The organism is Campylobacter concisus, assembly GCF_002092855.1.
Taxonomy (GTDB): Bacteria; Campylobacterota; Campylobacteria; order Campylobacterales; family Campylobacteraceae; genus Campylobacter_A; species Campylobacter_A concisus_AI.
Genome location: NZ_LVLC01000012.1, coordinates 306,509 through 331,429 on the forward strand (window position 1 = coordinate 306,509; position 24,921 = coordinate 331,429).

Sequence of the window (24,921 nt, forward strand, 5' to 3'; positions counted from 1 at the left end):
GAAAGTCATGAGAAAATCGCTATTTGGCTACGGTGGCACGATAAAGGCTATCGCTAAAAATTTCACAAAAGACGGTCTTTGGGATATCTATGATGATAAATTTAGTGAAATTTCAAAAGATGAGTTTGGCAATACTCTTTTGCCAGTTAGCGAATTTGATCCAGCAAAAAGCGGCCTAGAGATACCAAGCCCAGGCATTCCGCCTCGTCACGAGCTTATTAAAAAAGCTAAGAATTTAGTTAGCGAGTATGACTATTTTTATGAAATTTATAAAGAAAATCTGCCATTTAATATCTGGATAAGTGGCACAAACGGCAAGACTACGACCACAAAGATGACACAGCACCTACTGGAGAGCAAGGGCTCGGTAATGGGCGGTAATGTTGGTATCGCACTAGCAAATTTAGATCCGCACGCTAAAATTTGGATACTTGAGACTAGCTCATTTACACTTCACTACACAAATCACGCTACACCTGGCATCTACGTGCTTTTACCGATCACTCCAGATCATCTAAGCTGGCATGGAAACATGAGCGAGTACGAAAAGGCTAAGCTAAAGCCGCTTGCTAGCATGAGCGAAAGCAGCGTGGCGATCGTGCCTGAAATTTACGCCAATACGCCAACAAAGGCAAAAGTGATCGCTTACAAAGACGAGAGCGATCTGGCTAAATTTTGCGGTGTAAGCGTAGATGATATAAATTTCAAAACGCCATTTTTACTTGATGCACTGCTTGCATTAGCGGTGGAGAAAATTTTATTTGACCGCTGCGATGTCGCGCTTTTAAATACCTTCGTCATCGAGGCAAACAAGCTTGAAGAATTTAGTGACAAAAATGGCAGAATCTGGGTCAATGACACAAAAGCGACTAACATAGATGCGAGCATACAGGCCGTAAAGCGCTACAAAGATCATTTCATACATCTAATACTTGGTGGCGATGATAAGGGTGTTGATATGACGCCACTTTTTGAAGGCTTAAAGAGTTTAAGAGTAAAAATTTACGCCATTGGCTCAAATAGTGACAAACTCATGAAATTAGCGACTAAATTTGGCATACCAGCTTTGAAATGCGGCTTTTTGCAAAATGCTGTCAATGAGATAAATAAAGAGCTAAAGACTAGCGAGATAGCACTTCTTAGCCCGGCAGCTGCAAGTCTTGATCAGTTTAAGAGCTATGCCGAGCGAGGCGATAAATTTAAAGAGTTTATAAAGGCGCTTTAAATTTACAAGCTCTTTTAAATAGCCTTCTCAAAAATAAAAACATACAAATTTATATTTTTGATATAAATTTTTACTATAAAGTTTTATTGTTGAATACTTTTTAAGTTTGTGCTAATATTTAGCAAAAATTTCCAAGGAAGTTTAATGCCTCTAACGCCCAGAAATGATGTAAATTTTAAAAGAAATTTAATAGATATTATAAAATTTTCATATGACAATGACATAAGCAGACCATTTATATCTAACAACAAACTACTTATTGGATATGGCTTTAGCCTAAAAGATGATATAGAACTTATTTGTGCTCAAATTTATAAAAATAACAAAGACAAAGTCATAAAAGATATCAAGCGAGCTATCACTAACACCACGAGTACGACTACCATAGAAAAGATAAATACAGATGAACTTTTAAAAAAGATAAATGATGCCGCAAAAGAGGCTTATGCAAAGTCTGGAAATGCTGATACTTTGCCTGAGTTTGAATTTAGCTCGGAAGATCAGTTAAATGCCATCTTAGAGCGAAAGCTTACGCCGCTAATCCAAGAGATAAATCAAAAATTAAACAACTCGCCACTTGAAAATTTACAAGCCGTTTCACTTACTTCAGATACGCAAAACAGCCAAATTTCAAGAGAGCATGTCGCGCTTTTAGCACTTCTTTATATCAGTAAAAAAAGCAATATTGATCCGTCCCTAGCAAGCTATATCAAAAGCAAAAATCGTTTTAAGGCCTGGTTTTGGCTAGTATATGATAGCTTTAGTGATGAAGCAAGCAATAAAATATCTCTTTTACGAGAAAAAATTTCAACTCAGTTTGGGCTTTATGAAAGTGATGAACAAAATGTTAATTTTGCCGAGTGCATAGATGTTTTTAGTCATTTAAATATATCCAAAGCAAAATATAAATCAAAAAAACAAAACAATAAAGAGATCATCCAAAACGTCACCCATTTAGAATTTATGAAACTTCAAGAAAATGGATCGAATTTAAACGCATCAGATGCATCAAAGCGTGAGGCTTTATTTCAGCCATTTGTTACAAAGATAAATTCTTTATTAAGCACCCAAAGTACAAAGACCTTTAACCTTGAAAATATATACTGCGTAAATTTAATCAGCTCAAATGCTTCAAACACTTCAAGAATAAATAAGCTCTTAAGACAAAGAGAGGAGGAATTTTATAAACAAGAAAATATACTCTTGCTATGCCCAAGAAAGATGACAACTCCTATTAGAGTCTTTCAACCTAAAAAGAGCGAATTTACCGTCGTGCTAGCTAGTCAGACTCCATTTGATTGCAGTGAGCTAAACCCAAAGGAGCTAAATTCTAGTAGGTCAAACTATGGCAAGGTAAATTTATGTGAGCTAATACTTGCTGACTTTAAATTTGACTCTTATGAAGATAGTAAAAATAAAGAGATAAAATTTAAAAATGCAAAGAGCAAAGATACAGTAATACTCTATCAAGAAAACAAAAATGAAGAAGATAAGATAAATGGTGCTACCTTTACTAGTATAAAGCAAAGTAGTGATGATATAGAGTATAAGCTAGAAGATGGCGCTATAAGTATGAAGTACTTTGAAGACCAAACGTCCAAAAACAAACATCTAAATTTTTCTTTATTAAATTTCGCCAAAGAGAATAACTTTACCCTAAGAGATGATAAAGACTCAGCTATGTTTGATATAAAGCTTCGTCTAGCTCATGGCAACAATGTAGTGCCTACATCAGCATCAAGTTCAGGTCTTACTCTTACAATAAATAATCTCATAATTGAAAACGAAGATGGTAAGGCAAGTGAAGATATAGATAAGATATATCTTCATCACTGCTTTGATAAAAGTATATATGAGAGTATATCTTTAGTAAAAAATGAAGACTCAGATATTAAAAACTCATATACAGCTACATTTAATATCCCAATAGATAAAGAGAATAAAGGAGATACTAAATTTATACTTTATTCAAGTGATCTAAGTAAAGTTTATAGCACTAAAGATATTCATGCTCACACTGATACAGCTGTAATATCTTTAGGATATCAAGATAAGAGTAGCTCTAACTTTTGCTATAGCAATAAGGTCTCGTTAAGAGATATAACAGATCATATAACAAATGTAATCTCTGATAGTGAGTATCCATTTAAGACAAATGAGCCAATATGTTTAAAGGCTATATATAAACAAGAAAAAGGTAGTAAGAGATATAAAGAGATACTTTGGGGATATAAGGTCATAAAGAGCATAGAGTATAACAAAGCGTCTAAATCAAATCCAAAAGATGTAGTAGCCCTAAAAGAACAAAAAGGTAAAGAGATAACATTTAAAATTTCAGATGTTATACAAAAAGATGATCTAGATAAGCTAAAGCAAGGTGGTCATACTATAGTATTTTTTGCATATCTTGAAGGTGATAAGGATAAATTTAAGTTTTATACAAGATATGGCAAAAATCATATAAGAATAGATATAAAGATACCTCTATATATTAAATTTAAAGATGATAAGCTTGGTATATATGAGTTTGAGCATGCTATAAAAGAGAAGGCATTTGATGCTAAATTAAAGCTTAGTGATAATAAAGACAATACTTTAATAAAAAATGATAATTACTTATATATAAATAAAAATATCTCATCAAATGAGATAAATATATATGAAGACGACAAACTAAGCAAAAAGTTAAAAAGTGATGAAAAGATAAATAAGAGCTATCAAATTTATACAAAAGAAGAGAGCTATAGTAATAATCAGTCTAATGCAGATAAAGATGATAAGCTTGGTATAAATTTATTAAATAAAGAGAATATGGATAAATTTATTAACTCTTTTAATGAATCAAAGAGTTTAACTAGAGTAGATAAAGGTATGTGGGAAGATGGAGATGAGGGGGTTGGGATTGATGTCAATAATAAGATATACAACATATTAATCGAAGGAACAATGGAAAATAGTAAAATGGGAAATGGACTTTTATATTTAAAAGAAAATGATGACATTATACTGTCCATTACAATGGTAGCTGGTGGATTTGGAAGCGGTGCTCCACAAAATGGAGAATATACAGTTGATACATATAGAAACAGAAGAAAAGACAAAGATTATAATCCTGGTATGAATATTCATGGAGTAGGTTTTAGTTTTAACCTAAATCCACAATTTAAAACTGAAAGATCACTTCTAAGAATTCATCCAGATGGTAACAACAAAGGAACACTTGGTTGTATTGGAGTTACTGGCACCCAAAAAGAGCTTTTGGAGTTTGAAGAAATTATGAAAAATTTATTAAAACACAAAAAGAGTATTCATGCTACTATTAATATAAAAAATAATCCAAATAACTCTAAGCCTCCAAAAAAAATTACAGTAAAGGAATAACATGATACGACATTTTTTAATACTATCTCTAATTTTAGGTTTTCTAAATTTAACAGCCAGTGAAAATTTGCCGCGCACAACAAGCATAGACAAAATCAAAGTAGGTAAAATTTTACCTACAAGTAATTTATCATCTAAAAAAATTAAATATTTCTTAGATGGCGAAAAGGCAAGCTTCATAAATTTATCAAGAACACAGATAATGACGCTCGATTTTTGTTGTGGTGGTAGCGGTGAGGTCCAAAGGATAAATGTCAAATTTTTTGATAAAAATTTGACTAAAGATTATATAAATTCCAGCAAAATAAAAGATTTTACTACAAATTCTGGCATCAAACTTGGTGACAAACAAGACCAAATTTTAAAGAAGCTAGGCAAGCCAAACGATCTACAAGAAGAAAATGCCACCTCTATTGTCACCTACATCACTGAGCAAAATGAAAGCAAACTCTTACAAGAATTTGATATGCCACTCTACTACGAGAAATTCATCTTTTCTAATGGAGTTTTAAAAGAGTATGAATTTGGATTTGAGTACCCGTGATATTCCGCGGATCAGGATATTAATTCCATAGAGTAGCAAAGGACATTTTACGACCTAAAAGTATAGAATTTCTACTCTTCGTCTAAATTTATCTCAGGAAGCTTTTCTTCTAAAAAACTCTTCTCTTTTTTGCTAGCTGGAGTGATCTCATTTGCTTTTTTCAAAAGCCCATCAAGCCCTTGTTTAGCTAAACGCTCATTTAGCTGCGCTGGCGTATCTTTTACACCATCAAGATCACTAAAATCATCAAATTCCTCGTAATTCTCACTCTCTTTTTGAACCTTTATCTCATAGTCTAACTTGCCAGAAATTCTAGCTAGCTCGTCGCTTATCGCAGTGCAAAAGATCTCAGTGTATCCTCTGTGAGCGCAGTTTTTGGCTAGAAATTCACTCATCACGTTTAGGTGATTTATATAGTCATCTTGCAAGATATTTGCCTGTAAAAGCTCAAATTTTAAAAAGAGCCAGTAGGTATTAAGCACGTCACTTTCGCAGTATTCGTTGATCTTATCAAGCTCACCAGCATAGTAAAGCTCAAGCACCTGATCGCCGTGCACATCGTACTTGCCAGGTAAATTTAAGCTAGCGCAAAGTGTATCAAGCTTTAGTCCTCTCACACTTCCAAAATCGCTTATAAAATCAAGCAAATCAAGGTGAAATTTAGGCGAATACCTTGCTCTATAATTTTCCCATTTATTTTTATTTAGCTCTTTGTTTTCGCTCTCGTAATACGCCGCCGCGTTTAGGTTGTAGCGCATCGCACGTACCATTAGCATCGGTAGGTCAAAGCCACGGCCGTTAAAGCTAACAAGCCTTGGGTTATAATCATTTATAAATTTTAAAAATTTAGCGATGATCTCGCGCTCATCCTTGCCCTCCATCGTGCTAACTTTTAAAAATTTACCGTACTCATCAGCCATTACCGCAGAGATCGCGACCACTCTATGAAACATCACAGGTAAAAAATCACTCCCACTGGCCTCTTTTTGCAGCGCCATCGCTTGCATGCTCACATCTTCATCGCTCCCGTCAATGCCATAAATTTTTCTTATCAAATTTGCATCAGGTATCGTTTCGCAGTCAAAGACACAGATGTAACTTTTCGCCATTTTAGCCCTTTTTTAAGCATTTTTTTTTAAAATCATACCAAAAATTTATATCTAAAGTGATCAATGCAAAACAAAAATCAACTAAAAATAGCCATCGTCAAACTCTCAGCTCTTGGGGATATCGTGCACGCAGCTATTGTACTTCAGTTTATCAAAAAGCACTACCAAAATGCTCATATCACGTGGCTAGTTGATGCTCGTTTTGCAAGCCTTTTAAAAGATCATCCGCTTATCGACGAGCTAGTCGTTTTGCCGCTTAAACAAAGCTTTAAAAAGAGCTACAAGATACTAAAAACGCTTGGTAAATTTGACAAAGTGATCGATCTGCAAGGACTTTTTAAATCAGCCGTCGTCGCAAAAATAATAGGCAAGCAAACTTATGGCTTTAGCAGAGAGAGTGTCAAAGAAAAGATCGCAGCTAGGCTTTATAGACATAAATTTAAAATTGATTACAACGAAAATATAATCATTAGAAATTTATCGCTTGTAGCTTTTGCTCTAAATTTTAGCTTTGAAGCAAGTGAAATTTTAGAAAAAGTACCTTGCTTTGAAGCAAGTGAAATTTATAAAAACGAAAGTGGTAAAAAACGCGTTTTGATCGCTGCCTTTGCAAGCGAAGAGAGCAAAATTTATAACAAATTTAAAGATGTGATCAGGCTACTTGATGGATGCGAAATTTGCCTTTGCTACGGAAGTGAGAGCGAGAAAGTAAGGGCTGAGGCGATCATCTCAGGTACCTCGGCAAAGCTACTTGAAAAACTTAGCATAAAAGAGATGATAAGCTTCATTACAAGCTGTGATTTAGTAATTGGCAACGATAGTGGCCTAACACACCTTGCTTGGGCGATGAATAGGCCTTCTATCACACTTTTTGGCAACCGTCCCAGCCACAGAAATGCTTACATCACGGATAAAAATTTAGTTATAGATATGGGCAAGCAAATAGATGCGAGAAGTATCGATAAAAACGACTTTTGCATAAGAGAAATTTTCCCAGAAACGGTTGCAAATTTTGCAAAAAGGCTACTAAATGGATAGGCTCTATCTGGCTGGCTTTTATACTTTAAAATTTTTTATATTTTTACTGCCTAGTTCACTTAGAGATTTGCTTGCCAAATTTTTAGCGTTTGCGTTTATGAAACTTAAAAAAAAGAGATTTCATATCGTGATGATAAATTTAAATCTTGCATTTGGTGAGTCAAAAACCAAGGAAGAGAAGCTTGAGATCGCTAAAAAATGCTACTACAACTTTGCAAAATATCTTGGTATAAATTTCATCCTAAATCAAAATACAACAAAGCAAAAAGTGCTTGAAAAAGTTAGCTTTAAAAATGAACATAATCTGCTTGAAGCGCTTAAGCTTGATCGTCCGATTATCGTGACTACCGCTCATTTTGGGCAGTGGGAGCTTTTTAGCTTAGCAATGTCCGCTCGTTTTGGCGCAGTCTCAGTGCTTGGCAGAAAGCTTGATAGTAGCGTCATGGATAAAATTTTAAGAGCCAACAGATCGCAGTTTGACGTGGAGCTAATAGACAAAGATGGTGGTGCAAAAGATATCTTAAAAGCACTAAAAGCTAGGCGAATAGTGGGGATTTTAGTCGATCAAAATACATCTCCAAAAGATGGCATAAAGGTGAAATTCTTTGACAAAGATGTGCTTCACACACCAGCTGCAAGCGTACTAGCCCAAAAAACAAACGCACTAATAATTAATGCATTTATCTATCAAAAAGATGAAAATATAAGCGAAATTTGCTTTTCACTAGCCATTGATATAAATAAATTTGACAAAGAAGAGGCGGTACAAAAAGTAACTCAAATGCAGTGTAGCGCGTGCGAAGAGATGGTTAGAGCAAGGCCTGAAGAATACTTTTGGTTTCACCAAAGATTTAAGAGATTTTACGAAAATGAGTATAAATGCTAAGTGTCGTTATCTTAACTTTTAACAGCCAAAAATATCTGCAAGAAGTGTTAGAAAGTACAAATTTTGCAGATGAGGTCATCGTGGTTGATAGCGGCTCAAAAGATAGCACAAGGCAAATTTGTGATAGCTTTAGCAACGTGAGATTTCACGAGCAAGCATGGCTTGGATTTGGCGCACAAAAGCAAAAGGGCGTGGATCTAGCCAAAAACGAGTGGATCTTTGTGCTTGATAGTGATGAGGTGATCACGGATGAACTTAAAAACGAGATCATAGATACGCTAAAAGAGCCAAAATTTATGGCCTACAACGTAGCTAGGCTAAATTTTTTCTTTGGCAAAGCGATCAAAAATATGGGGCTCTATCCAGACTACACAGTGAGGCTTTTTAACAAAAATTTTGCCAAATTTGATGGCAGAGCTGTGCATGAAAAGGTCGTTTTAAATGACGGCTCACAAAGGCTTGGCGCGCTTAAAAATCACTTCTTACACTATGCATATGAGAGCATCGAGCAGTTTATAGCTAAGCAAAATCGCTACTCAAGCATGGGCGCAAAAAGAAATTTACTAAAGGCGCTTACAAGTCCAGCGTGGACATTTTTTAAGCTTTATGTGCTAAAAGGTGGCTTTAAAGAGGGCTTTGCCGGCTACATCATAGCTAGACTTTACGCTCAGTACACATTTTGGAAATATATAAAATGAAAATACTTGTGATTAAATTTAGAAACATCGGCGATGTGCTTTTAACAACACCGCTCATTGAAAATTTGCACCACTACTACCCAGATGCGACCATCGACTTTGCCCTAAACAAAGGCACAGAAGCGATGATCGAGGGAAATCCTCACATAAATAAAATCCACATTTACGATAGACAAAGTGCAAATTCTGGCTTTTTTAAAAAACTAATTACCGAGATAAAATTTATAAAAGCCATCAAAAAAGAAAAATACGATATGGCCATACAAACAACCACGGGGGATCGTGGTATCATCATCTCAAAATACGCAAAGATCAAAAAAATAGTAGGCTTTCTTGGCAAAAATCACTCAATAAATAAACTTCTAAACGTCAAGGCAAAATACTATGAAAATTTTTCACATACGATCGATCATAATCTAAACGCTTTAAGAGCTTTGGGGTTTGAACCGGTTAGCAAAAAGGTGAGCGTATTTTCAGACGAGAGCGTGGAGCATCTAAATCTACCAAAATGCTTTGTACATATGCATCTAACAAGCCGCTGGATGTTTAAATGCGCAAATGATGAGAGCATGGCAGAGCTCATTGACTACTGCGAAAATGAGCTTGGTGTAAAGGTCGTGCTAACAAGCGATAATAAAGAAAATGAACTTGAAAAGCTAGCAAGCGTACTAAAAATTTGCAAGAGTAAGCCTATAAATTTAGGCGGCAAGCTAAATTTGAAACAAACGATCGCCCTATCAAAGTATTCAAGCCTTTTTATCGGAGTGGATACAGCTATAATGCACATTGCCGCTGCAAATGATGTACCAGTCATAGCCTTTTTTGGTCCAAGTAATGCTTTTGAGTGGGGGCCTTGGGATAACTCACTTATGGAAAATGGCTACACAGCGCAAAATGGCATCCAAAGTATGGGCAAACACATCGTCTATCAAAAAGACTGGGACTTTGTGCCTTGCGACAAGGAAGGTATAGCAAAGCATGGCATAGAAAAGTCCTTGATGGATTTTAGCGACGAAATGCCAAAGATAAAAGCCAAAATAAAAGAAATTTTAGGATAGGCAGATGAATATTCTTCACACGCAGACACTTTTTAACTGGGGTGGTGAGCAAAACAAGACGCTAAATGAGATGCATTTTATGCGTGAGATGAGTCACAATGTCATACTTTTTTGCAACCCAAATTCTCAGATAGAAAGCATTGCAAAAGAAGAAGGCTTTAGTGTTATAGCACAAGAGATGAATAAGAAAAATTTTCATAAAAGCGTGCCAGCACTTTGTGAAGCAATAAGCTCAAACAAGATAGATGTCGTGATCACACATGGCTCGACTGATAGCTGGGTTGGAGCAATTGCTGGGCTATTTTACAGAAGCAAAGGCGTTAAATTTTACAAGGAAAGGCATAATCTTTTTCCTATAAAAGGCTTCCTTTCAAAACTAATGCACAAAAGACTATTTGATAAAATTTTATACATCTCAAATAGCGTCAAAGAGTACCTGCTAAGCATCGGCGTTAGCGAAGATAAGCTAGTTTTTATGCCAAGTACAGTCGATGTGGAGGCGATAGATGATACAAAAAGCACATTTAGAGATAAGTTTAATATATCTCAAGATGAGCTAGTTATCGGTACATTTACTTCGCTTTACCGCAAGAAAGGTGTCTACGACTTTGCAAATGCAGCAAAAGAGATTTTAAAAGAGAAGGACGCCACAATAGTTTTTGCAGGAAATATCAGCGAAAGCACAAAAAATGAGATTGCCTCGATTTTTAGCAAAAAAGATAAGATCATCTTCACTGGCTTTAGAAATGACGCGGCAAACATTATAAAAAGCTTTGATATCTATGTCTTCGCATCGCACTCTGAGGGACTTGGCACAGTTTTGCTTGAAGCAATGAGCTCAAAAGTGCCAGTCGTGGTCTATGACAACGCGCCGATGAATGTGCTAGTTAAAGATAAAGAGCGTGGGCTTTGTGCTAAAAATTTAGATGAAATTTCGCTAAAAGAGTGCATTTTGGAGCTGATAAATGAGCCTGAAAAAGCCAAAATTTACTCACAAAACGCCTTTAAATTTGTGGATGAAAACTTTAGTCACAAGGCGCTAAAAGAGGCTATTAAAAATTTACTGGAGCAAAAATGAACTACCCAGTTTGCGTGCTAACGATGCATCACTGTAATAACAATGAAAACGACTTTGCCATTAAGCCAGAGCTATTTAAAAAGGCGCTTTTGATGGCGTTAGATGAGGGCTATAAATTTATAAACTATGCTCAGTTTAAAGATATAGCTAGTGGCCGAGCAAAAGCCTCTAAAAAGAACATTTTACTAACTTTTGATGACGGATATTTTGATAATTATAAATTTGCATTTCCTATCTTAAAAGAGCTAAAAATTCCAGCTGTTTGCTTTTTGATAACAGATAAGATCAAGGATTTTAAAAGGCAAGACTACGACTTTGTATTTAAAAAACATAAAGAGATCGATTATGATAAAGACGCGGAGTATTTTTTAAATTTAGACGAAATTAAAGAGATGCAAGGAAGTGGGCTTTTTGAGTTTGACAGCCATACAGCGAGCCACTTTTCCTGCAAAAGCAACGATGAAACAAAGTTAAGAGAGGAATTTTCTAGCTCGCTGGCTAAGATAAAAGAGCTATTTCCTGAAAAAAAAGAATTTGGATTTTGCTTCCCCAAAGGGCACTTTAACGAGCTTTCACTAAAAGTTGTGAGAGAGTATTATGACTTTGCCTTTAGTGTGATAGATGGTGGATTTTGCGCAGGAGATGATAAATTTAAGATAAGACGTATAGATATATCAAACAATGCAAAAAGCGAGAACGACTACATTTTTAGGATCAAAAAGAAGCTTTTTATCTATTCTACGCCGATGCTAGGAAATTTATATTCAAATTTTAGAAATAGAGGCTATAAATAATGCTTGAGGCATTAAACGAGGCTTGTAAAGAAATTTTAAAAGATAAAAAATGAGCCTTAATCGCTCTTACTGGGCTTCACGGCAGTGGCAAAAGCACACTTGCAAAACAAATTAGAAAAAATGGATTTAAAAACTTTAAACCTTATCAAGCCGCTGTAATCGACGATGATGTAATGAGTATAAATCTCTTTTTTATATGACCAATGGTAAAAATTAAAGTCGACCACAAAAATGAGATAATGCCGTTTTTTTAAATTTATCATGCCATTCGTAAAAGTCGTAATATACGTAAGCGCAAACCCGCTTTTACGTATAAGTAAATGTGACATTCTTTGTATTTTAAACGCTGATGAAAAAGCTCGAATCGCTGATTTATAAAAGAAACTCGAGTAAGGATCCAAGCAAGTGCGCAAAAACAATGAGTATAAATTTGAACTAGAGTTCAAATAGCCAATAAAGCTAAATATCTAATCGGAAGCGGTTCTCCAGATCTCACAAAAAACATATAGATAAAAATAAGAAAATTTTTACCAATTAATTTAGTTCACTAAGACCTTATCGCCGCGTAGATAGAGCCTAAAATATCATTTTGATATATAAACATGGTCTTTTTTAGCCATTTCTCATCACGTTTTGTCACTATCCGTTTTATCTCTTCAAGATTGCCGTCAGCTTTATTAATGCCACGTTTTGTAGTAAAAAATGCCTTATAACCATGCTTTTTGGCCGCTATTAGATACTCGTCATTGTATTTGCCACGCGGCCAGCAAAGCGCGTCGTCCTCAAAGCCAAAATTTTTCTTCATAAATTCACGGCAAAGACCAAATTCCTCGTCCAGACTAAGCTGCCCGAAATATCCATCAAAATGACCGTGCGTATGTGAGTGAAAGTAAAAACAATCGCTCATTTTCTCAATCTGCTCTAAATTTAATATCACATCTTGTGGTCTACTTGGAGCAAGCCTCTTGCACTCGTTGTGATCAACATTTAAAAAGTTAGCAGGCCTCATCTCGTGTGCCTTTTGCGCCGCTTCTATCCAGCCAGTAATTATAAAGATATTTGCCCTTAGCCCAAATTCTTTCACGATAGGATAAGCATAGATGTAGTTGTCCATCCAGCCATCATCAAATGTTATGCAAACACTCTTTTTAGGCACTTCAAGCTCACCTCTTTTATATGCAATAAATTCATTTATGCTTAGCGTTTTATAGCCATTTTCAGCTAGAAATTTCATATGCGATTTAAACTCATCCACGCTACTAGTGATAAATCCGCTCTTTTCAAGCACGTGGTGATACATCAAAACTGGTACGCTCATTTTACAAGCTCCATATATAAATTTTGTGTGTTCTCTATCATTTTTTCGATACTAAATACCTCTTTTACGTACTCTCTGCCAAACTCACCCATCTGTTTTCTTAAATTTTCATCCAAAATGAGCCTTTCAAGCACCTTTTTTAGCCCCTCTTTATCGCCATTTTGAAATAAAAATCCACTCTTTCCGTCGCTTACTGCCTCGCCAAGACCTCCCACGTCGCTTCCGATGGTAGCCAGCTTACACGAAGACGCCTCAAGTAGCGCTCCACCGATGGCCTCCATATCTGAAGGTAACACACAAATATCAAGAGAGCCCAAAAAATCGCTCACATCGGTTCTATTGCCAAGCATAAAGATATTTTTTTTATCTTTTATATACTCTTTTAGATTCTCATTTTGAGGACCGTCACCTACGATAAAAAGAGCTGAATTTTCTAAATTTAACTCGCTAAATGCATCGATTAATAGCTTATGATTTTTAGCTGCTCTTAGCACTGCAACGATACAAACTCCAACTACATCGTCATTTAAGCCAAATTCTTTTTTCATATTTATCTTAAATTCTGGCGTATATTTTTGCGTATCGATGCCAGTGTAGATTTTTAGAACCTTCTCTTTTTTCACGCCTCTTTTTATAAGATCCGCGCAAACTGAGTCGCAAACGCCGACTACTTTTGTGCTTAGGTTATAAGGCAAAGGCGATGTTATAGGCAGCTGTAAATGTCTAGTGCGAACCACACTAACACCGCAAATTTTGCCCACTATAGCGCCTATGGTGCCGTCCTTTCCTGAGTGAGTTGAGATTATTTTTATGTTATTTTGCTTTACAAATTTGCAAATTTTTAAAATTTCAAAGATATTAAAAGACTTTTTGAGATTAAACTCAACAAATTCACACTCTATTTGCTTCTCAAAGCTTTTTGAGCCAGGATTTAGCCCGTAAAAAACCTTAAATTTGCTCTTATCTAGTCCATTTATCACACGCTGAGTGCGGTGTTCCTGTCCACCAAATCCAAGAGAGCTTTCAAGCTCAAGTATATTTATCATCTTCTACTCTTTAAATTCTTTCATTTTTTTATTTGACAAAAAGCCATTTATTGTATTAAAGATTTTTAAAATTTTTGATACATTTTCGTACGATTTTACATTTTTTAGCACTTTAAGCAAAATTCTCTGTTTTAGTCTAAGTTTTGAAAAACCAGCTGAGTTTATAATGCTATCAATATCTTCATAAAAAAGATCAAGTGCCTTTACATAGCTACTATTTTTTAGATTTGGTCTTGCCAAAATAGCTGGCATATATACGCTTTTTATCTTTCTAAATTCTAGATCTGACACCATTTCAAGAGCTAAATTTTTGTTTTTTAAAATTGAGATTATGTCGTCATAAACAAATTTATGATCCATCACAGCTTTTAGCTTTTCAAAACCAGCAGTGTTGTTGTCTCCGATCTTATAATAATAAAATGCCTTATTTAACTTTACAAGAGTTTTTGAAGCGATAACATTTCTCACTATAGCGTGAAAATCTTCAGCTTGCGTGATCCCAACTGGAAATAAATTTTCTTTTAAAATTTCAGTCCTAATCGCCTTATTTGCCGCATTGTGTAAAACTTTGTTATGTCTTGAGGCTAAAAGCTTTTTTAGATACTCGTTTTTATCGATTACACCATCCTCTTTTGTCTCAAAATCCTTCAAAAAGAGTTTTTTATTACCATAAACCTTACACATATCTGTTATCACCATATCGGCATCAAATTTTTTTGAGATATCATAAACACATGAAGCATAATCCTTTTCCACATAGTCATCAGCATCTACGCAGATAGTATATTTGCCGCTAGCTAACAATATGCCATCATTTCTAGCAGCACTAACACCAGCATTACTCTTTGTTTTTAATATTATTTTATCTTCGTACTCTTTTAAAATTTGAGACGTGCCATCATTGCTTCCATCATCTACAACTATGATCTCGATATCATCCATATCTTGAGATATAAGTGAATTTAAACAATCTCTAATATGCTCTTTTTTGTTAAAAACAGGCACTATAAAGCTGATTTTCACATCAGACACGATATTTCCTTTTAATTTTTGTTTAATTGTATATTATTTTTAGTTCAGTAATGATAAAATGTCCACTTAAAATTTAAAGGATCTGCATGAAAAACGACATTGTCTCTAAGCTCTACAATCTCTTTTTAGTTATTGTCTTATTTACACTGCCGGTAACTGAGGGTTTAAAACAAATTTCACTCACACTTTTCGTCTTGGCTGGAATTTATATTTGCGTCAAAGAAAAAAGGCAATTTAAATTTGATCTCATAAATATCTCGCTTTTTATCTTTGTTTTGGCTACTTTTATAAGCTGCTTGGTAAATGGAGTTTCTGCATCAAGAGCGCTTGATCCGCTAAGGTGTATGCTATTTTTCTTTGTGGCTAGAAGTGTTGGTGTAGAAAAAATAAATTTTAAATTTTTATTTTTTGCCTTATTTGCTGGTTTGATTGCTGCATTTATCCCTGCTTGTATAGAAAAATTCACTTCAAATGATCCTTTAGCACTTTTTGAGCTTAAATCAATAGGACACGTAAATCATAGTGCTATTTTTATGCTACTAGTTTTTTGTGTAGCATTAGTTTCGATAAATAGCAAAGAAATTTTTGAAAAGTACATATGCATAAGTGTTGCCGGAATTTGTGTCCTTGGTATAATGATAGCTGGCTCAAGAGCTGCAATGTATCTTTTACCAATCATTATTTTTACTTACTTACTTTTTGAAATTTTAAATAAACAGATAAAAATAAAATTTTTATTAGGCTTGATAATTTTATTTGGTGTAATAGCTATTTCTTATATGTATATATCAACAAATATCACTCAAGATGATAGATTGTATAGTCAACTAACAAAGGGGGTTACTGGATCAGAGACTAGATATCCGATCTTTGCTAGCGCATTTTATACGTGGTTAGAACACCCTTTATTTGGGATAGGTTCTGGAGAGTTTAAGATCATTGATATAACAAAATATTTTCCAGGCAATGTTGAAGTTCATGTTAGTCACGCACACAATACCTTTTTAACATTTTTAACAGAAAAGGGCATCGTTGCCTTGCTTGCATATTTGGTATTTCAACTATTACTCTTTATAAAATTCATTAAAAATTTTAGACAAAATAGCATAGTTTTTCTTGCACTTTTAATGCTCATGGCTAATAATATAATTTCACTCGCAAATACAACATTTCACCATGAAAATGCACTTTTAATGCTACTATTTTGGGCTCTAGCTTTAAGTGCGATAGATGAAAAATCGACCTTAAAAATTAGCTAACGCTCCGATACACCTCAACCGTTTTAAATTTTATAAAGAAACGGTTGAGTCAAATTTTTTATTTTTTCTTCATTTCCTCAAGCTCTTGTGCTAGAAATTCTCCAGTGTAGCTGCCAGTTTTTTTATAGTTTTTAGCTACTTCTTTTACGTTGCCGCACGCTATCACTTTACCACCCTTTGCACCGCCTTCTGGTCCCATGTCTACGATATAGTCGCAGTTTTTGATAACATCCATATTATGTTCGATCACAAAGACTGAATTTCCAAGATCAACTAAGTGATTTAGCACCTTTACCAGCCTATCAACATCGGCAAAATGAAGCCCTGTCGTTGGCTCATCAAGGATGTAAAGCGTATTTCCAGTGTCGCTTCTACTAAGCTCTTTTGCTAGCTTTACACGCTGCGCCTCGCCGCCACTAAGTGTGACTGCGTTTTGTCCAAGCGTGATGTAGCCAAGCCCCACGTCTTGCAGTGTCGTAAGCTTTGAAGCGATCTTTGGTACAGCCTTAAAAAACTCAACCGCCTCATCTATACTCATATTTAGAACCTCAGCGATGTTTTTGCCTTTGTATAAAATTTCCAAAGTTTGAGCGTTATATCTAGCGCCATTACAAACGTCACAAACCACGTTTATATCAGGCAAAAAATGCATCTCGATCGTGATCTCGCCCTCACCTTGGCACTTCTCGCAACGCCCACCTTTGACGTTGAAGCTAAAGCGCCCTATTTTATAGCCTCTAAGCTTTGCCTCTTTGGTCTGTGCAAATAAATTTCTTATCTCGTCCATCACGCCAGTATAAGTCGCTGGATTTGAGCGTGGGGTGCGGCCGATCGGGCTTTGATCGAGGTATATGACCTTGTCTAAATTCTCAAGTCCGCTTAAATTTACCCCAGCTATCTTTTTTACCTTTTTGGCTCTGTTTAGCTGCTCCTGCGCTTCTGGAAGCAGGGTCTGAAGCACTAGCGAGCTCTTGCCAGATCCTGAAACGCCGGTGATACCCACAAGGTTTCTAAGCGGGAATTTAGCGGTTAAATTTGAGATGTTGTTGATATTTACATTTGAAATTTCAAGCCACTTCTCGGCTTTTCTATTTTTTTGATAGTTGATCTTTTTCTTACCATTTATGTATTGTGCAGTCTGAGTATCTGAGCTTAAAAGCTCTTTTGAACTGCCTGCAAAGACCACGTTACCGCCAAATTTACCAGCTCCAGGGCCAATATCTACGATAAAATCAGCCTCTTCTATCGTTTTTTTGTCATGCTCAACGACGATTACAGAGTTGCCTTTGGCTTGTAAATTTCTAAGCGTTTTTATGAGTTTTAGTGTATCTCGCTCGTGAAGGCCGATGCTTGGCTCATCAAGCACGTACATGACGCCACTTAGCCCACTTCCTATCTGGCTCGCGATCCTAATACGCTGCGTCTCACCACCACTGATCGTCCTAGCATCACGTCCAAGCGACAAATAGCCAAGCCCCACGTCATACAAAAAGAAAAGCCTCTCGTTGATCTCTTTTAAGATAGGCTTTGCGATCGCCTTGTCATAGTCGCTAAGATATGCGAAATTTTTCTCATTTGAAAAAAATGCAGTGCAGTTTTCTATGCTCATATCTAAAATTTCACCAAGTCCAAGGCCAGCGACCTTGACCGCTAAACTTTGAGGCTTTAGCCTGTGTCCGTTACAAGCATCACAAATTTTCTCACTCATGTATTCGTCAAAGTCTTTGTAATCCTTCAAAAGCCCATGTGAAATTTTAACCACTCCATCAAACTTTCTAAGCAGCTTATTTCGCTTCCAAAAAAACTCAACTTCCTTGACATTCCCGTATAAAACAAGCCTCTTTTCATCTTCACTTAGCTCATAATATGGCTTTTTGATATCAATGCTATTTTGCTCACAAAAAGCAAGTAAAAATTTATAGTAATAGCTCATGTTGTAGCCGTAAAGTAGCCTGATCGCTCCATTTTCTATCGACTTTTCCTCATCGATGATCTTGCTCATATCTAGGCTGTATCTTATACCAAGTCCGTCACAGTGCTCGCAAGCGCCCTTTGGAGAGTTAAAGCTAAAGCTTAGTGGCTCAAGTGGCGTAAATGAAATTTTGCAGTCAAAACAAGCCATGTGTTCACTGTAATGTATAAAACTCTCTTTTAAGCCCAGTTCATCGGCATTTGCGATCTCTATCTCAACCTCTCCAAAGCTCTCATTTAGTGCCTTTTCTACGTCGCTTGCAAGGCGCTCGTGATTTTGCTCATCAATAGCGATCCTATCAACGATAACCTTTATCGTGTGTTTTTTTGTTTTTGCAAGCTCGATCTCCTCGTCAAGCCTCACTACCACGCCATCTATCTGCGCTCTCACAAAGCCTTTTTGGCGTAAATTTTCGATCAAGTCCGCCCATGTGCCCTTTTTCTCACGAACTAGCGGTGCATAAATGATTACTTTTGCGCCAAGTGGGAGTTTTGAAATTTCATTTATGATATCGCTCGCACTCATTTTTGAGATAGGTTTGCCACATTTATGGCAGTGTTGAACGCCGACCCTTGCGTATAAAAGCCTTAGATAGTCGTAAATTTCTGTAATCGTACCGACCGTTGAGCGAGGATTTTTAGAAGTCGTCTTTTGATCGATGGCAATTGCAGGCGTTAAACCCTCAATCTTATCGACGTCAGGTTTGCCAACACGATCTAAAAACTGCCTAGCATAGCTGCTAAGGCTCTCCATATATCTTCTTTGTCCCTCAGCATAGAGTGTATCAAAGGCTAGCGTACTCTTACCACTGCCACTAAGACCGGTAAAAACTACTAATTTATTTTTAGGAATTTTAAGATTTATATTTTTTAAGTTATGTTCCCTTGCGCCAGTTATTTCAATAATATCGTTCATTAAATTTATACAACCTTTTTAAAATTTTAATCTGTAAATTTAGTCTAAAAGTGATAAAAGATTTATAAAGTAGTTTTTCTAAAATTTAAGATTGTAGTTAAATTTAAGAGCCTATTTATATCATTTTCAGCTTTTTTTGATATTCTACGCCAAATTTTAATCTAAGGAGAAAAAATGTCTGTAAAAATAACTGATATATGCATAAGCTGTGGTTCATGTATTGATGAATGCCCAGTTTCAGCCATCGTTGATGATAGCGACAACCCAACTGGAGCAGACGCATACTATGTTTATTCAAATAAATGTGTTGAATGTGTAGGCTATAACGATGAGCCAGCCTGTGCATCCGCCTGTCCAACTGACGGTTGTATCGTATGGGACGCTGTTGTAGCAGGACAACCTTCTCGCGATCAAATCGGTGCTGATGCACGTAATGGCTCTATTCCAGTTATTCAATAATTTTATATTTATAAATTTTAGGCTCAAATTGAGCCTATTTTATTTTTAAGCTTTATTTGATATAATTGCCAACTTCAATTTAAATAACCTAGATTTAAGGAAAAATTTATGCAAAGAACACTTTCTATTATTAAGCCTGATGCTGTTAAGAAAAATGTTGTTGGAAAAATTATAGATAGATTTGAAAGTAACGGCTTAAGAATCGCAGCTGCAAAGAAAATCCAACTTAGCAAATGCGATGCAAAAGCATTTTATGCAGTTCATAAAGATAGACCTTTCTACAACGATCTAGTCGAATTTATGATAAGCGGGCCAGTTGTGGTTATGGTTTTAGAGGGCGACAATGCAGTTGCTAAAAACCGCGAGCTAATGGGTGCAACTAACCCAAAAGAAGCAGCTCCTGGCACTATAAGAGCTGATTTTGCTGATAGCATTGATGCAAATGCGGTTCACGGAAGTGATAGTCTAGAAAATGCTGTGAATGAAATAAATTTCTTCTTTGCTTCAAGAGAAATTTGCTAATTTTAGGTCAAGAAAATTGATTATATCTTTTTCTAAAATAGCAAACAAAGATATAAGCTTTGAGCTAGTAGGAAATGATAATTTAGTTTTTATTGGAATTTTAAAAAGAAAAGACCCTTTTTTGGTAAAATGCCAAGGCAAAATAAAAGGGAATATAAATTATGTTTGCGATCGATGCGGTGAAGTATTTATGCTACCTATCGATCAAGATGTAGAGCTAAATTTAAGTGACGGTATTTATAAAGATAGCGAAAATGAGCTTAGCGATACGATGGAATTTTTTGATGGCAATATTAATTTAAAAGAAGTCTTTGAGAGCGAGTTAGAAGCTTTTAAAAGTGATTATTTCTATTGTGAAAAATGTAAAAATTTATAAAGGAGAGTAAAAATGGCAGTACCAAAGCGAAGAGTGAGTCATTCTCGTGCAGCAAAACGTAGAACACATTATAAAGTTACACTTCCAGTACCTGTAAAAGACAAAGATGGTTCTTGGAAAATGCCTCACCGCATAAACAAAACTACAGGTGAATATTAAAATATGATTCGCATTGCTATCGATGCTATGGGTGGTGATTTTGGTGCAGATCCTATAATATCTGGTGTTATTGATGCACTAAAAGAGACAGAATTTAAAGCTGTATTAGTTGGCGATAGCAATGTCATCAAACCACTCATTCCACAATCTTATTTAAAAAATATCGAATTTTTAGAAGCTAGCGAAGTTATCTCGATGGCAGATGGTGCGACTGATGCACTTAAGAGAAAAGATAGTACGATCTACAAAGCAATTGAACTCTTAAAAAATAAGGAAGTTGATGCTTTAGTTTCTGCCGGTCATAGCGGTGCAACTATGAGTTTAGCTACCCTAAGAATTGGTAGACTAAAAAATATTTCTCGTCCAGCAATTGCAACACTTATGCCAAATTCAAAAGAATCTGCGACTTTAGTTTTAGATGTTGGTGCAAATGTTGATTGTAGAAGCGAGCATTTGTTTCAATTTGCCATAATGGGTGAGGCCTATGCAAAAGAAATTTTAGGTAGAAAAGAGCCAAAAGTTGGTCTTTTATCAAATGGCGAAGAAGAGAGCAAAGGCAATGAAGTTAGCAAAGAAGCCTTTAAATTAGTTTCTAGGCTTGATAGCTTTGTTGGTAATGCAGAAGGCAACCAAATTTTTGATGGTAGTATCGATGTAATGGTTTGTGATGGTTTTATGGGAAATATTCTTTTAAAAACTAGCGAAGGCGTTGCAGACGCTATAGGTAAAATTATCAAAAAACAAATTAAAAAATCACCTCTTGCTATAGCTGGCTCTGTACTCATGAGAAAAGTTTTTAAGACACTTAAAAAGCAGGTTAGCTATGACGAATATGGCGGTGCACCACTTCTTGGTGTAAATGGTTGTGTTATCATAAGTCACGGCAAAAGCAATTCAAAAGCTATAAAGAATGCAATTTTTCAAGCAATAAAATTTGCTAATTCAAACATAAATAAAGTTATCGAAGAAGAACTTTCGCACTTTGCAAGGTAAAATATGCCAAAAGCTTCACTGATTTCTATCGCTTCTTATATTCCAGAAAAAATTCTAACAAATTTTGACTTTGAAAAAATGGTTGAAACAAGTGATGAATGGATAGTAAAGCGAACAGGTATCGAGCAAAGGCATATTGCAACTAACGAAACAACAAGTGGCCTTGGTACAAAGGCTGGTGAATTAGCCATAAAACGCTCAGGACTTGATAAATCTCAAATAGATGCAATCATCTGTGCCACAATATCTCCAGATCATCTTTGTATGCCTTCTACTGCTTGCAAAATAGCTGCAAATTTGGGTTTAAACTATGGAGTTACAGCATTTGATATAAGTGCGGCTTGTACCGGTTTTATTTATCTTTTAGAACTTGCAAATTCTCTCATTGTTAGCGGTGCCAAAAAGAATGTTTTAATCATTGGGGCCGAAAAATTAAGCTCTATTGTTGACTATACAGATAGAAGCACTTGTATATTATTTGGTGATGGAGCAGGTGCAGCTGTAATTAGTAGTAGTAATGGTAATGAGATCATCGATATCCATACAGCAAGTGACGGCAAACAAGCTGAACTTTTAATAACTCCAGGATGTGGGAGTGTATTTCCAGCTAGCGAGGAAACACTAAAAAATAGGTTAAATTTTATCCATATGAGTGGAAATGAAGTTTTTAAAATAGCAGTTCAAACACTTAGCAAAAGCGTAATAGAAATTTTACATGCAAATAAAATGCAAAGCGAAGATATTGATTTTTTTATACCTCATCAAGCAAATATAAGAATAATAGATGCAGTAAAAAATAGATTAAATTTTAAAGATGAGCAGTGTGTCTTGACTGTTGCTAAATATGGCAATACAAGCTCCGCTTCAATTCCGATGGCTATAAATGATGCCTATGAAGACGGCCGTATCAAAAATGGTTCAGTTTTGCTTCTTGATGCATTTGGTGGCGGCTTTACATGGGGATCAGCAATTCTAAAATTTGGTGGAAAAAATTTTAGCGACTTACAATAATTACAGCAAGTAATTTTCTAAATTTTTAGTAACGCTTTTACTAATTTCTTTCAAGTATTCTCATCAATAAAATTTTTAAAATTCAAATTTTTAACACTTTTAACAAAAATCCATTTTCTACTCTTATCAATAACGCTAAATTTACTACACAAAAATTTCTAAAATATATTTAAACTAAATTTAATTTTGAATAGATATAATTTCGCAATCAATAAAATTTATTATTAAGGAGAACAAATGTTAGTAACAAAAAAAGCACCTGATTTTACAGCTGCAGCAGTTTTAGGAAACAATCAAATTGTAAATGATTTTAATCTTTATAAAAATATTGGCGAGAAAGGCGCAGTTGTATTTTTCTATCCAATGGACTTTACTTTTGTTTGCCCAAGCGAAATTATCGCATTTGACAAAAGATATGACGAGTTCAAGTCACGTGGTATCGAAGTTATCGCAGTTTCATGCGACAACCAATTTTCACATTTTGCATGGAAAGAGACTCCAGTAAACAAAGGTGGTATTGGCAAAGTTCGCTTCCCTATCGTAGCTGATATGACAAAATCAATCGCTCGCGGATTTGACGTACTTCTAGAAGATGCTGGTGTAGCACTTCGTGGCTCATTCTTACTAGACAAAGATGGCACTGTTCGCCATGCAGTTATCAACGATCTTCCACTTGGCAGGAATATCGATGAGATGATAAGAATGGTTGATACTATGCTATTTACAAATGAGCACGGCGAAGTTTGCCCAGCTGGCTGGAATAAAGGTGATGCTGGCATGAAACCAAGCACTGAAGGTGTTGCTGACTACCTTTCACATAACGAAGGCAAACTATAATCAACAGAAATTTCTAGGTATCTTTTACCTAGAAATTTCTCCTCCAAATAAATTTAAATACTTTTTTAATATAACTTTTTATATCATAGCCTTGGCTTTAATCAATAACATTCCGGAGACTAAATGGATTTTAAAGGCAGGCAAGAGCTTGTAATAAATTGCGAAGATAGCATACTTAAATTAAGAGATAAATTTATCGACGATGGTATCAAATTTTGTAGACAGCTAACATTTATCGTGCCGCACGATCAGGTAAAAATTTGTCTTGAAAACATCTTTGATACACTGCTTATTCAAAAGCCAAATGCTACGCAGCTACAAGATGATTTGAATAATCTAATACCAAAATCAAACGCAAGAGATGAATTAATCAATTTTCTACTTTTAAATTTGACTTTAAATTTTAGTCACTCTTGTGACAACAGTACCTTCGTAGGTTATTTCGTAAATGCCGTTTCAAGAATCAAAGAAATTTTATGTGGTGCCAAAGATCAGCAAGAAACAAATGTAAAAGACATGATCGAAACCGGAACATTTTTTTATGAAGATCCGATCAATACTTTCACTCGCATGAAAAAAGCCAAGGTAAGGCCAGAGCTTTTAAATTTATATGATGGATTAAATATAAAATATGAGGCTGAAATTTTAGAAGTTAAAGAAGATAGTGTCGTTTTTCGCGTGGATATGATGCAAATTTTAGCCATGAAGCAAGACGGCAAAGGTTTTATTTTGCCAAATAGCTTTTTCTCAAAGCCATTATGTGCTGATATTGTTAATTACAATATAGTTAATAAAGGCGTCACTCTTTCAAACTTCTTACGAAATACGACGATGTACGCATATAAAAGAAAATTCCAACGTATCTTGCCAAATCGTTTTACCAAAGCTATTATCAAAGGCAAACAAGACAAGATTGAAGGTAGCCTTTATGATGTTTCTGAAGGCGGTATAAGTGTATTAAGCCCGCAAACTACAAATTTTCAAGATGGAGAAGAGCTAGAAGCGAGCTTTGATATCTCAATCGCGCCAGATAAAGTAAAAAACGTGACTTTAAAGCTAAGACTTGTTACAGAGCTAGCATATAAAGGCTACATAAGATACTGCATGAAGCTTATCGATGATGATGAAACGATAAAAGATTTTACGCAAAAGCGCATAAAAGAGACACTTGATGAGCTTCGCTCACGTATAAATTTATACGAATAAGGCAG

The 24,921-nt window shown here is 35.4% G+C and carries 24 protein-coding genes; 19 read left to right on the forward strand and 5 right to left on the reverse strand.

Annotation, left to right across the window (positions count from 1 at the left end):
- Positions 1-7 precede the first annotated feature (7 nt).
- The 3 genes from murD (at position 8) to A3223_RS09705 (ending at position 5,150) form a co-directional block, all read left to right on the forward strand.
- Complete coding sequence (gene murD, locus A3223_RS05785) at positions 8-1,225, forward strand: UDP-N-acetylmuramoyl-L-alanine--D-glutamate ligase (protein WP_084109518.1); 1,218 nt, start codon at positions 8-10, stop codon at positions 1,223-1,225.
- 144 nt (positions 1,226-1,369) lie between these two features.
- Positions 1,370-4,606 (forward strand): hypothetical protein, encoded by a 3,237-nt coding sequence (locus A3223_RS05790; protein WP_084109519.1) that lies wholly within the window; start codon positions 1,370-1,372, stop codon positions 4,604-4,606.
- Between the two features lies 1 nt (position 4,607).
- Positions 4,608-5,150, forward strand: a complete 543-nt coding sequence (locus tag A3223_RS09705) for a hypothetical protein (protein WP_219336696.1) — start codon at positions 4,608-4,610, stop codon at positions 5,148-5,150.
- A 71-nt stretch (positions 5,151-5,221) separates the two neighbouring features.
- On the opposite strand, the gene A3223_RS05800 is transcribed toward A3223_RS09705, so the two are convergent.
- Positions 5,222-6,259: a 3'-5' exonuclease gene (locus A3223_RS05800; RefSeq protein ID WP_084109520.1), complete on the reverse strand. Its 1,038-nt coding sequence runs from the start codon at positions 6,257-6,259 to the stop codon at positions 5,222-5,224.
- A gap of 63 nt (positions 6,260-6,322) precedes the next feature.
- Here A3223_RS05800 and waaC point away from each other — a divergent pair, with 63 nt between their 5' ends.
- From waaC to A3223_RS10025, 7 genes are read left to right on the forward strand one after another with little or no spacing between them, the layout of a single operon-like run.
- Entirely contained in the window at positions 6,323-7,297 is a 975-nt protein-coding gene (gene waaC / locus A3223_RS05805) for a lipopolysaccharide heptosyltransferase I (protein WP_084109521.1), read from the forward strand.
- Positions 7,290-8,183 carry a lipid A biosynthesis lauroyl acyltransferase gene (locus A3223_RS05810; protein WP_084109522.1) on the forward strand — a complete coding sequence of 298 codons (894 nt, stop codon included), beginning with the start codon at positions 7,290-7,292 and terminating at the stop codon, positions 8,181-8,183. Before waaC ends, A3223_RS05810 begins: the two co-directional genes overlap by 8 nt.
- Positions 8,177-8,881 carry a glycosyltransferase family 2 protein gene (locus A3223_RS05815; protein ID WP_084109523.1) on the forward strand — a complete coding sequence of 235 codons (705 nt, stop codon included), beginning with the start codon at positions 8,177-8,179 and terminating at the stop codon, positions 8,879-8,881. Before A3223_RS05810 ends, A3223_RS05815 begins: the two co-directional genes overlap by 7 nt.
- Positions 8,878-9,939 (forward strand): putative lipopolysaccharide heptosyltransferase III, encoded by a 1,062-nt coding sequence (rfaQ, locus tag A3223_RS05820; protein ID WP_084109524.1) that lies wholly within the window; start codon positions 8,878-8,880, stop codon positions 9,937-9,939. Before A3223_RS05815 ends, rfaQ begins: the two co-directional genes overlap by 4 nt.
- A gap of 4 nt (positions 9,940-9,943) precedes the next feature.
- Complete coding sequence (locus tag A3223_RS05825; RefSeq protein WP_084109525.1) at positions 9,944-11,017, forward strand: glycosyltransferase family 4 protein; 1,074 nt, start codon at positions 9,944-9,946, stop codon at positions 11,015-11,017.
- Positions 11,014-11,811 carry a polysaccharide deacetylase family protein gene (locus tag A3223_RS05830; RefSeq protein ID WP_084109526.1) on the forward strand — a complete coding sequence of 266 codons (798 nt, stop codon included), beginning with the start codon at positions 11,014-11,016 and terminating at the stop codon, positions 11,809-11,811. The genes A3223_RS05825 and A3223_RS05830 overlap by 4 nt, the downstream gene beginning before the upstream one ends.
- A 59-nt stretch (positions 11,812-11,870) precedes the next feature.
- The gene (locus A3223_RS10025) at positions 11,871-12,011 is read left to right on the forward strand and encodes a hypothetical protein (protein WP_369008292.1); all 141 of its coding nucleotides are present in this window, start codon (positions 11,871-11,873) and stop codon (positions 12,009-12,011) included.
- Between the two features lie 347 nt (positions 12,012-12,358).
- On the opposite strand, the gene A3223_RS05840 is transcribed toward A3223_RS10025, so the two are convergent.
- The 3 genes from A3223_RS05840 to A3223_RS05850 are packed head-to-tail and all read right to left on the reverse strand — an operon-like array spanning position 12,359 to position 15,207.
- A complete protein-coding gene (locus tag A3223_RS05840) occupies positions 12,359-13,129 on the reverse strand; it encodes a polysaccharide deacetylase family protein (protein WP_084109527.1) in 771 nt (256 codons plus the stop codon).
- Entirely contained in the window at positions 13,126-14,175 is a 1,050-nt protein-coding gene (locus tag A3223_RS05845) for a glycosyltransferase family 4 protein (protein WP_084109528.1), read from the reverse strand. Before A3223_RS05845 ends, A3223_RS05840 begins: the two co-directional genes overlap by 4 nt.
- A 3-nt stretch (positions 14,176-14,178) precedes the next feature.
- Entirely contained in the window at positions 14,179-15,207 is a 1,029-nt protein-coding gene (locus A3223_RS05850; RefSeq protein ID WP_180378703.1) for a glycosyltransferase family 2 protein, read from the reverse strand.
- A gap of 86 nt (positions 15,208-15,293) precedes the next feature.
- Between A3223_RS05850 and A3223_RS05855 the strand changes: the two genes are divergently transcribed.
- The gene (locus A3223_RS05855) at positions 15,294-16,466 is read left to right on the forward strand and encodes an O-antigen ligase family protein (protein WP_084109530.1); all 1,173 of its coding nucleotides are present in this window, start codon (positions 15,294-15,296) and stop codon (positions 16,464-16,466) included.
- Between the two features lie 58 nt (positions 16,467-16,524).
- Here A3223_RS05855 and uvrA read toward each other — a convergent pair whose 3' ends face one another.
- Entirely contained in the window at positions 16,525-19,353 is a 2,829-nt protein-coding gene (gene uvrA / locus A3223_RS05860; RefSeq protein ID WP_084109531.1) for an excinuclease ABC subunit UvrA, read from the reverse strand.
- 174 nt (positions 19,354-19,527) lie between these two features.
- On the opposite strand from uvrA, the gene A3223_RS05865 reads away from it, so the two are divergent.
- The 8 genes from A3223_RS05865 to A3223_RS05900 all read left to right on the forward strand — a co-directional run bounded on the left by A3223_RS05865 (position 19,528) and on the right by A3223_RS05900 (position 24,916).
- Positions 19,528-19,812, forward strand: coding sequence for an NADH-quinone oxidoreductase subunit I (locus A3223_RS05865; protein ID WP_084109532.1), 285 nt, complete (start codon positions 19,528-19,530; stop codon positions 19,810-19,812).
- A gap of 108 nt (positions 19,813-19,920) precedes the next feature.
- Entirely contained in the window at positions 19,921-20,334 is a 414-nt protein-coding gene (gene ndk, locus A3223_RS05870) for a nucleoside-diphosphate kinase (protein WP_084109533.1), read from the forward strand.
- A gap of 16 nt (positions 20,335-20,350) precedes the next feature.
- Positions 20,351-20,710 (forward strand): hypothetical protein, encoded by a 360-nt coding sequence (locus A3223_RS05875; RefSeq protein ID WP_021091843.1) that lies wholly within the window; start codon positions 20,351-20,353, stop codon positions 20,708-20,710.
- 12 nt (positions 20,711-20,722) lie between these two features.
- Complete coding sequence (gene rpmF, locus A3223_RS05880) at positions 20,723-20,869, forward strand: 50S ribosomal protein L32 (RefSeq protein ID WP_002942540.1); 147 nt, start codon at positions 20,723-20,725, stop codon at positions 20,867-20,869.
- 3 nt (positions 20,870-20,872) lie between these two features.
- The gene (plsX, locus tag A3223_RS05885; RefSeq protein ID WP_084109534.1) at positions 20,873-21,862 is read left to right on the forward strand and encodes a phosphate acyltransferase PlsX; all 990 of its coding nucleotides are present in this window, start codon (positions 20,873-20,875) and stop codon (positions 21,860-21,862) included.
- A gap of 3 nt (positions 21,863-21,865) precedes the next feature.
- A complete protein-coding gene (locus A3223_RS05890; RefSeq protein WP_084109535.1) occupies positions 21,866-22,873 on the forward strand; it encodes a beta-ketoacyl-ACP synthase III in 1,008 nt (335 codons plus the stop codon).
- A 237-nt stretch (positions 22,874-23,110) separates the two neighbouring features.
- Positions 23,111-23,710 carry a peroxiredoxin gene (locus A3223_RS05895; RefSeq protein WP_021091673.1) on the forward strand — a complete coding sequence of 200 codons (600 nt, stop codon included), beginning with the start codon at positions 23,111-23,113 and terminating at the stop codon, positions 23,708-23,710.
- Positions 23,711-23,833: 123 nt separating this feature from the next.
- Entirely contained in the window at positions 23,834-24,916 is a 1,083-nt protein-coding gene (locus A3223_RS05900) for a PilZ domain-containing protein (protein WP_084109536.1), read from the forward strand.
- The last annotated feature ends 5 nt before the right edge of the window (positions 24,917-24,921 follow it).

Coding starts and splice junctions, on each gene's coding strand:
- murD (WP_084109518.1), top strand. CDS start 8: ATGAGAAAATCGCTATTTGGCTACGGTGGCACGATAAAGGCTATCGCT.
- A3223_RS05790 (WP_084109519.1), top strand. CDS start 1,370: ATGCCTCTAACGCCCAGAAATGATGTAAATTTTAAAAGAAATTTAATA.
- A3223_RS09705 (WP_219336696.1), top strand. CDS start 4,608: ATGATACGACATTTTTTAATACTATCTCTAATTTTAGGTTTTCTAAAT.
- A3223_RS05800 (WP_084109520.1), bottom strand. CDS start 6,259: ATGGCGAAAAGTTACATCTGTGTCTTTGACTGCGAAACGATACCTGAT.
- waaC (WP_084109521.1), top strand. CDS start 6,323: ATGCAAAACAAAAATCAACTAAAAATAGCCATCGTCAAACTCTCAGCT.
- A3223_RS05810 (WP_084109522.1), top strand. CDS start 7,290: ATGGATAGGCTCTATCTGGCTGGCTTTTATACTTTAAAATTTTTTATA.
- A3223_RS05815 (WP_084109523.1), top strand. CDS start 8,177: ATGCTAAGTGTCGTTATCTTAACTTTTAACAGCCAAAAATATCTGCAA.
- rfaQ (WP_084109524.1), top strand. CDS start 8,878: ATGAAAATACTTGTGATTAAATTTAGAAACATCGGCGATGTGCTTTTA.
- A3223_RS05825 (WP_084109525.1), top strand. CDS start 9,944: ATGAATATTCTTCACACGCAGACACTTTTTAACTGGGGTGGTGAGCAA.
- A3223_RS05830 (WP_084109526.1), top strand. CDS start 11,014: ATGAACTACCCAGTTTGCGTGCTAACGATGCATCACTGTAATAACAAT.
- A3223_RS05840 (WP_084109527.1), bottom strand. CDS start 13,129: ATGAGCGTACCAGTTTTGATGTATCACCACGTGCTTGAAAAGAGCGGA.
- A3223_RS05845 (WP_084109528.1), bottom strand. CDS start 14,175: ATGATAAATATACTTGAGCTTGAAAGCTCTCTTGGATTTGGTGGACAG.
- A3223_RS05855 (WP_084109530.1), top strand. CDS start 15,294: ATGAAAAACGACATTGTCTCTAAGCTCTACAATCTCTTTTTAGTTATT.
- uvrA (WP_084109531.1), bottom strand. CDS start 19,353: ATGAACGATATTATTGAAATAACTGGCGCAAGGGAACATAACTTAAAA.
- A3223_RS05865 (WP_084109532.1), top strand. CDS start 19,528: ATGTCTGTAAAAATAACTGATATATGCATAAGCTGTGGTTCATGTATT.
- ndk (WP_084109533.1), top strand. CDS start 19,921: ATGCAAAGAACACTTTCTATTATTAAGCCTGATGCTGTTAAGAAAAAT.
- rpmF (WP_002942540.1), top strand. CDS start 20,723: ATGGCAGTACCAAAGCGAAGAGTGAGTCATTCTCGTGCAGCAAAACGT.
- plsX (WP_084109534.1), top strand. CDS start 20,873: ATGATTCGCATTGCTATCGATGCTATGGGTGGTGATTTTGGTGCAGAT.
- A3223_RS05890 (WP_084109535.1), top strand. CDS start 21,866: ATGCCAAAAGCTTCACTGATTTCTATCGCTTCTTATATTCCAGAAAAA.
- A3223_RS05895 (WP_021091673.1), top strand. CDS start 23,111: ATGTTAGTAACAAAAAAAGCACCTGATTTTACAGCTGCAGCAGTTTTA.
- A3223_RS05900 (WP_084109536.1), top strand. CDS start 23,834: ATGGATTTTAAAGGCAGGCAAGAGCTTGTAATAAATTGCGAAGATAGC.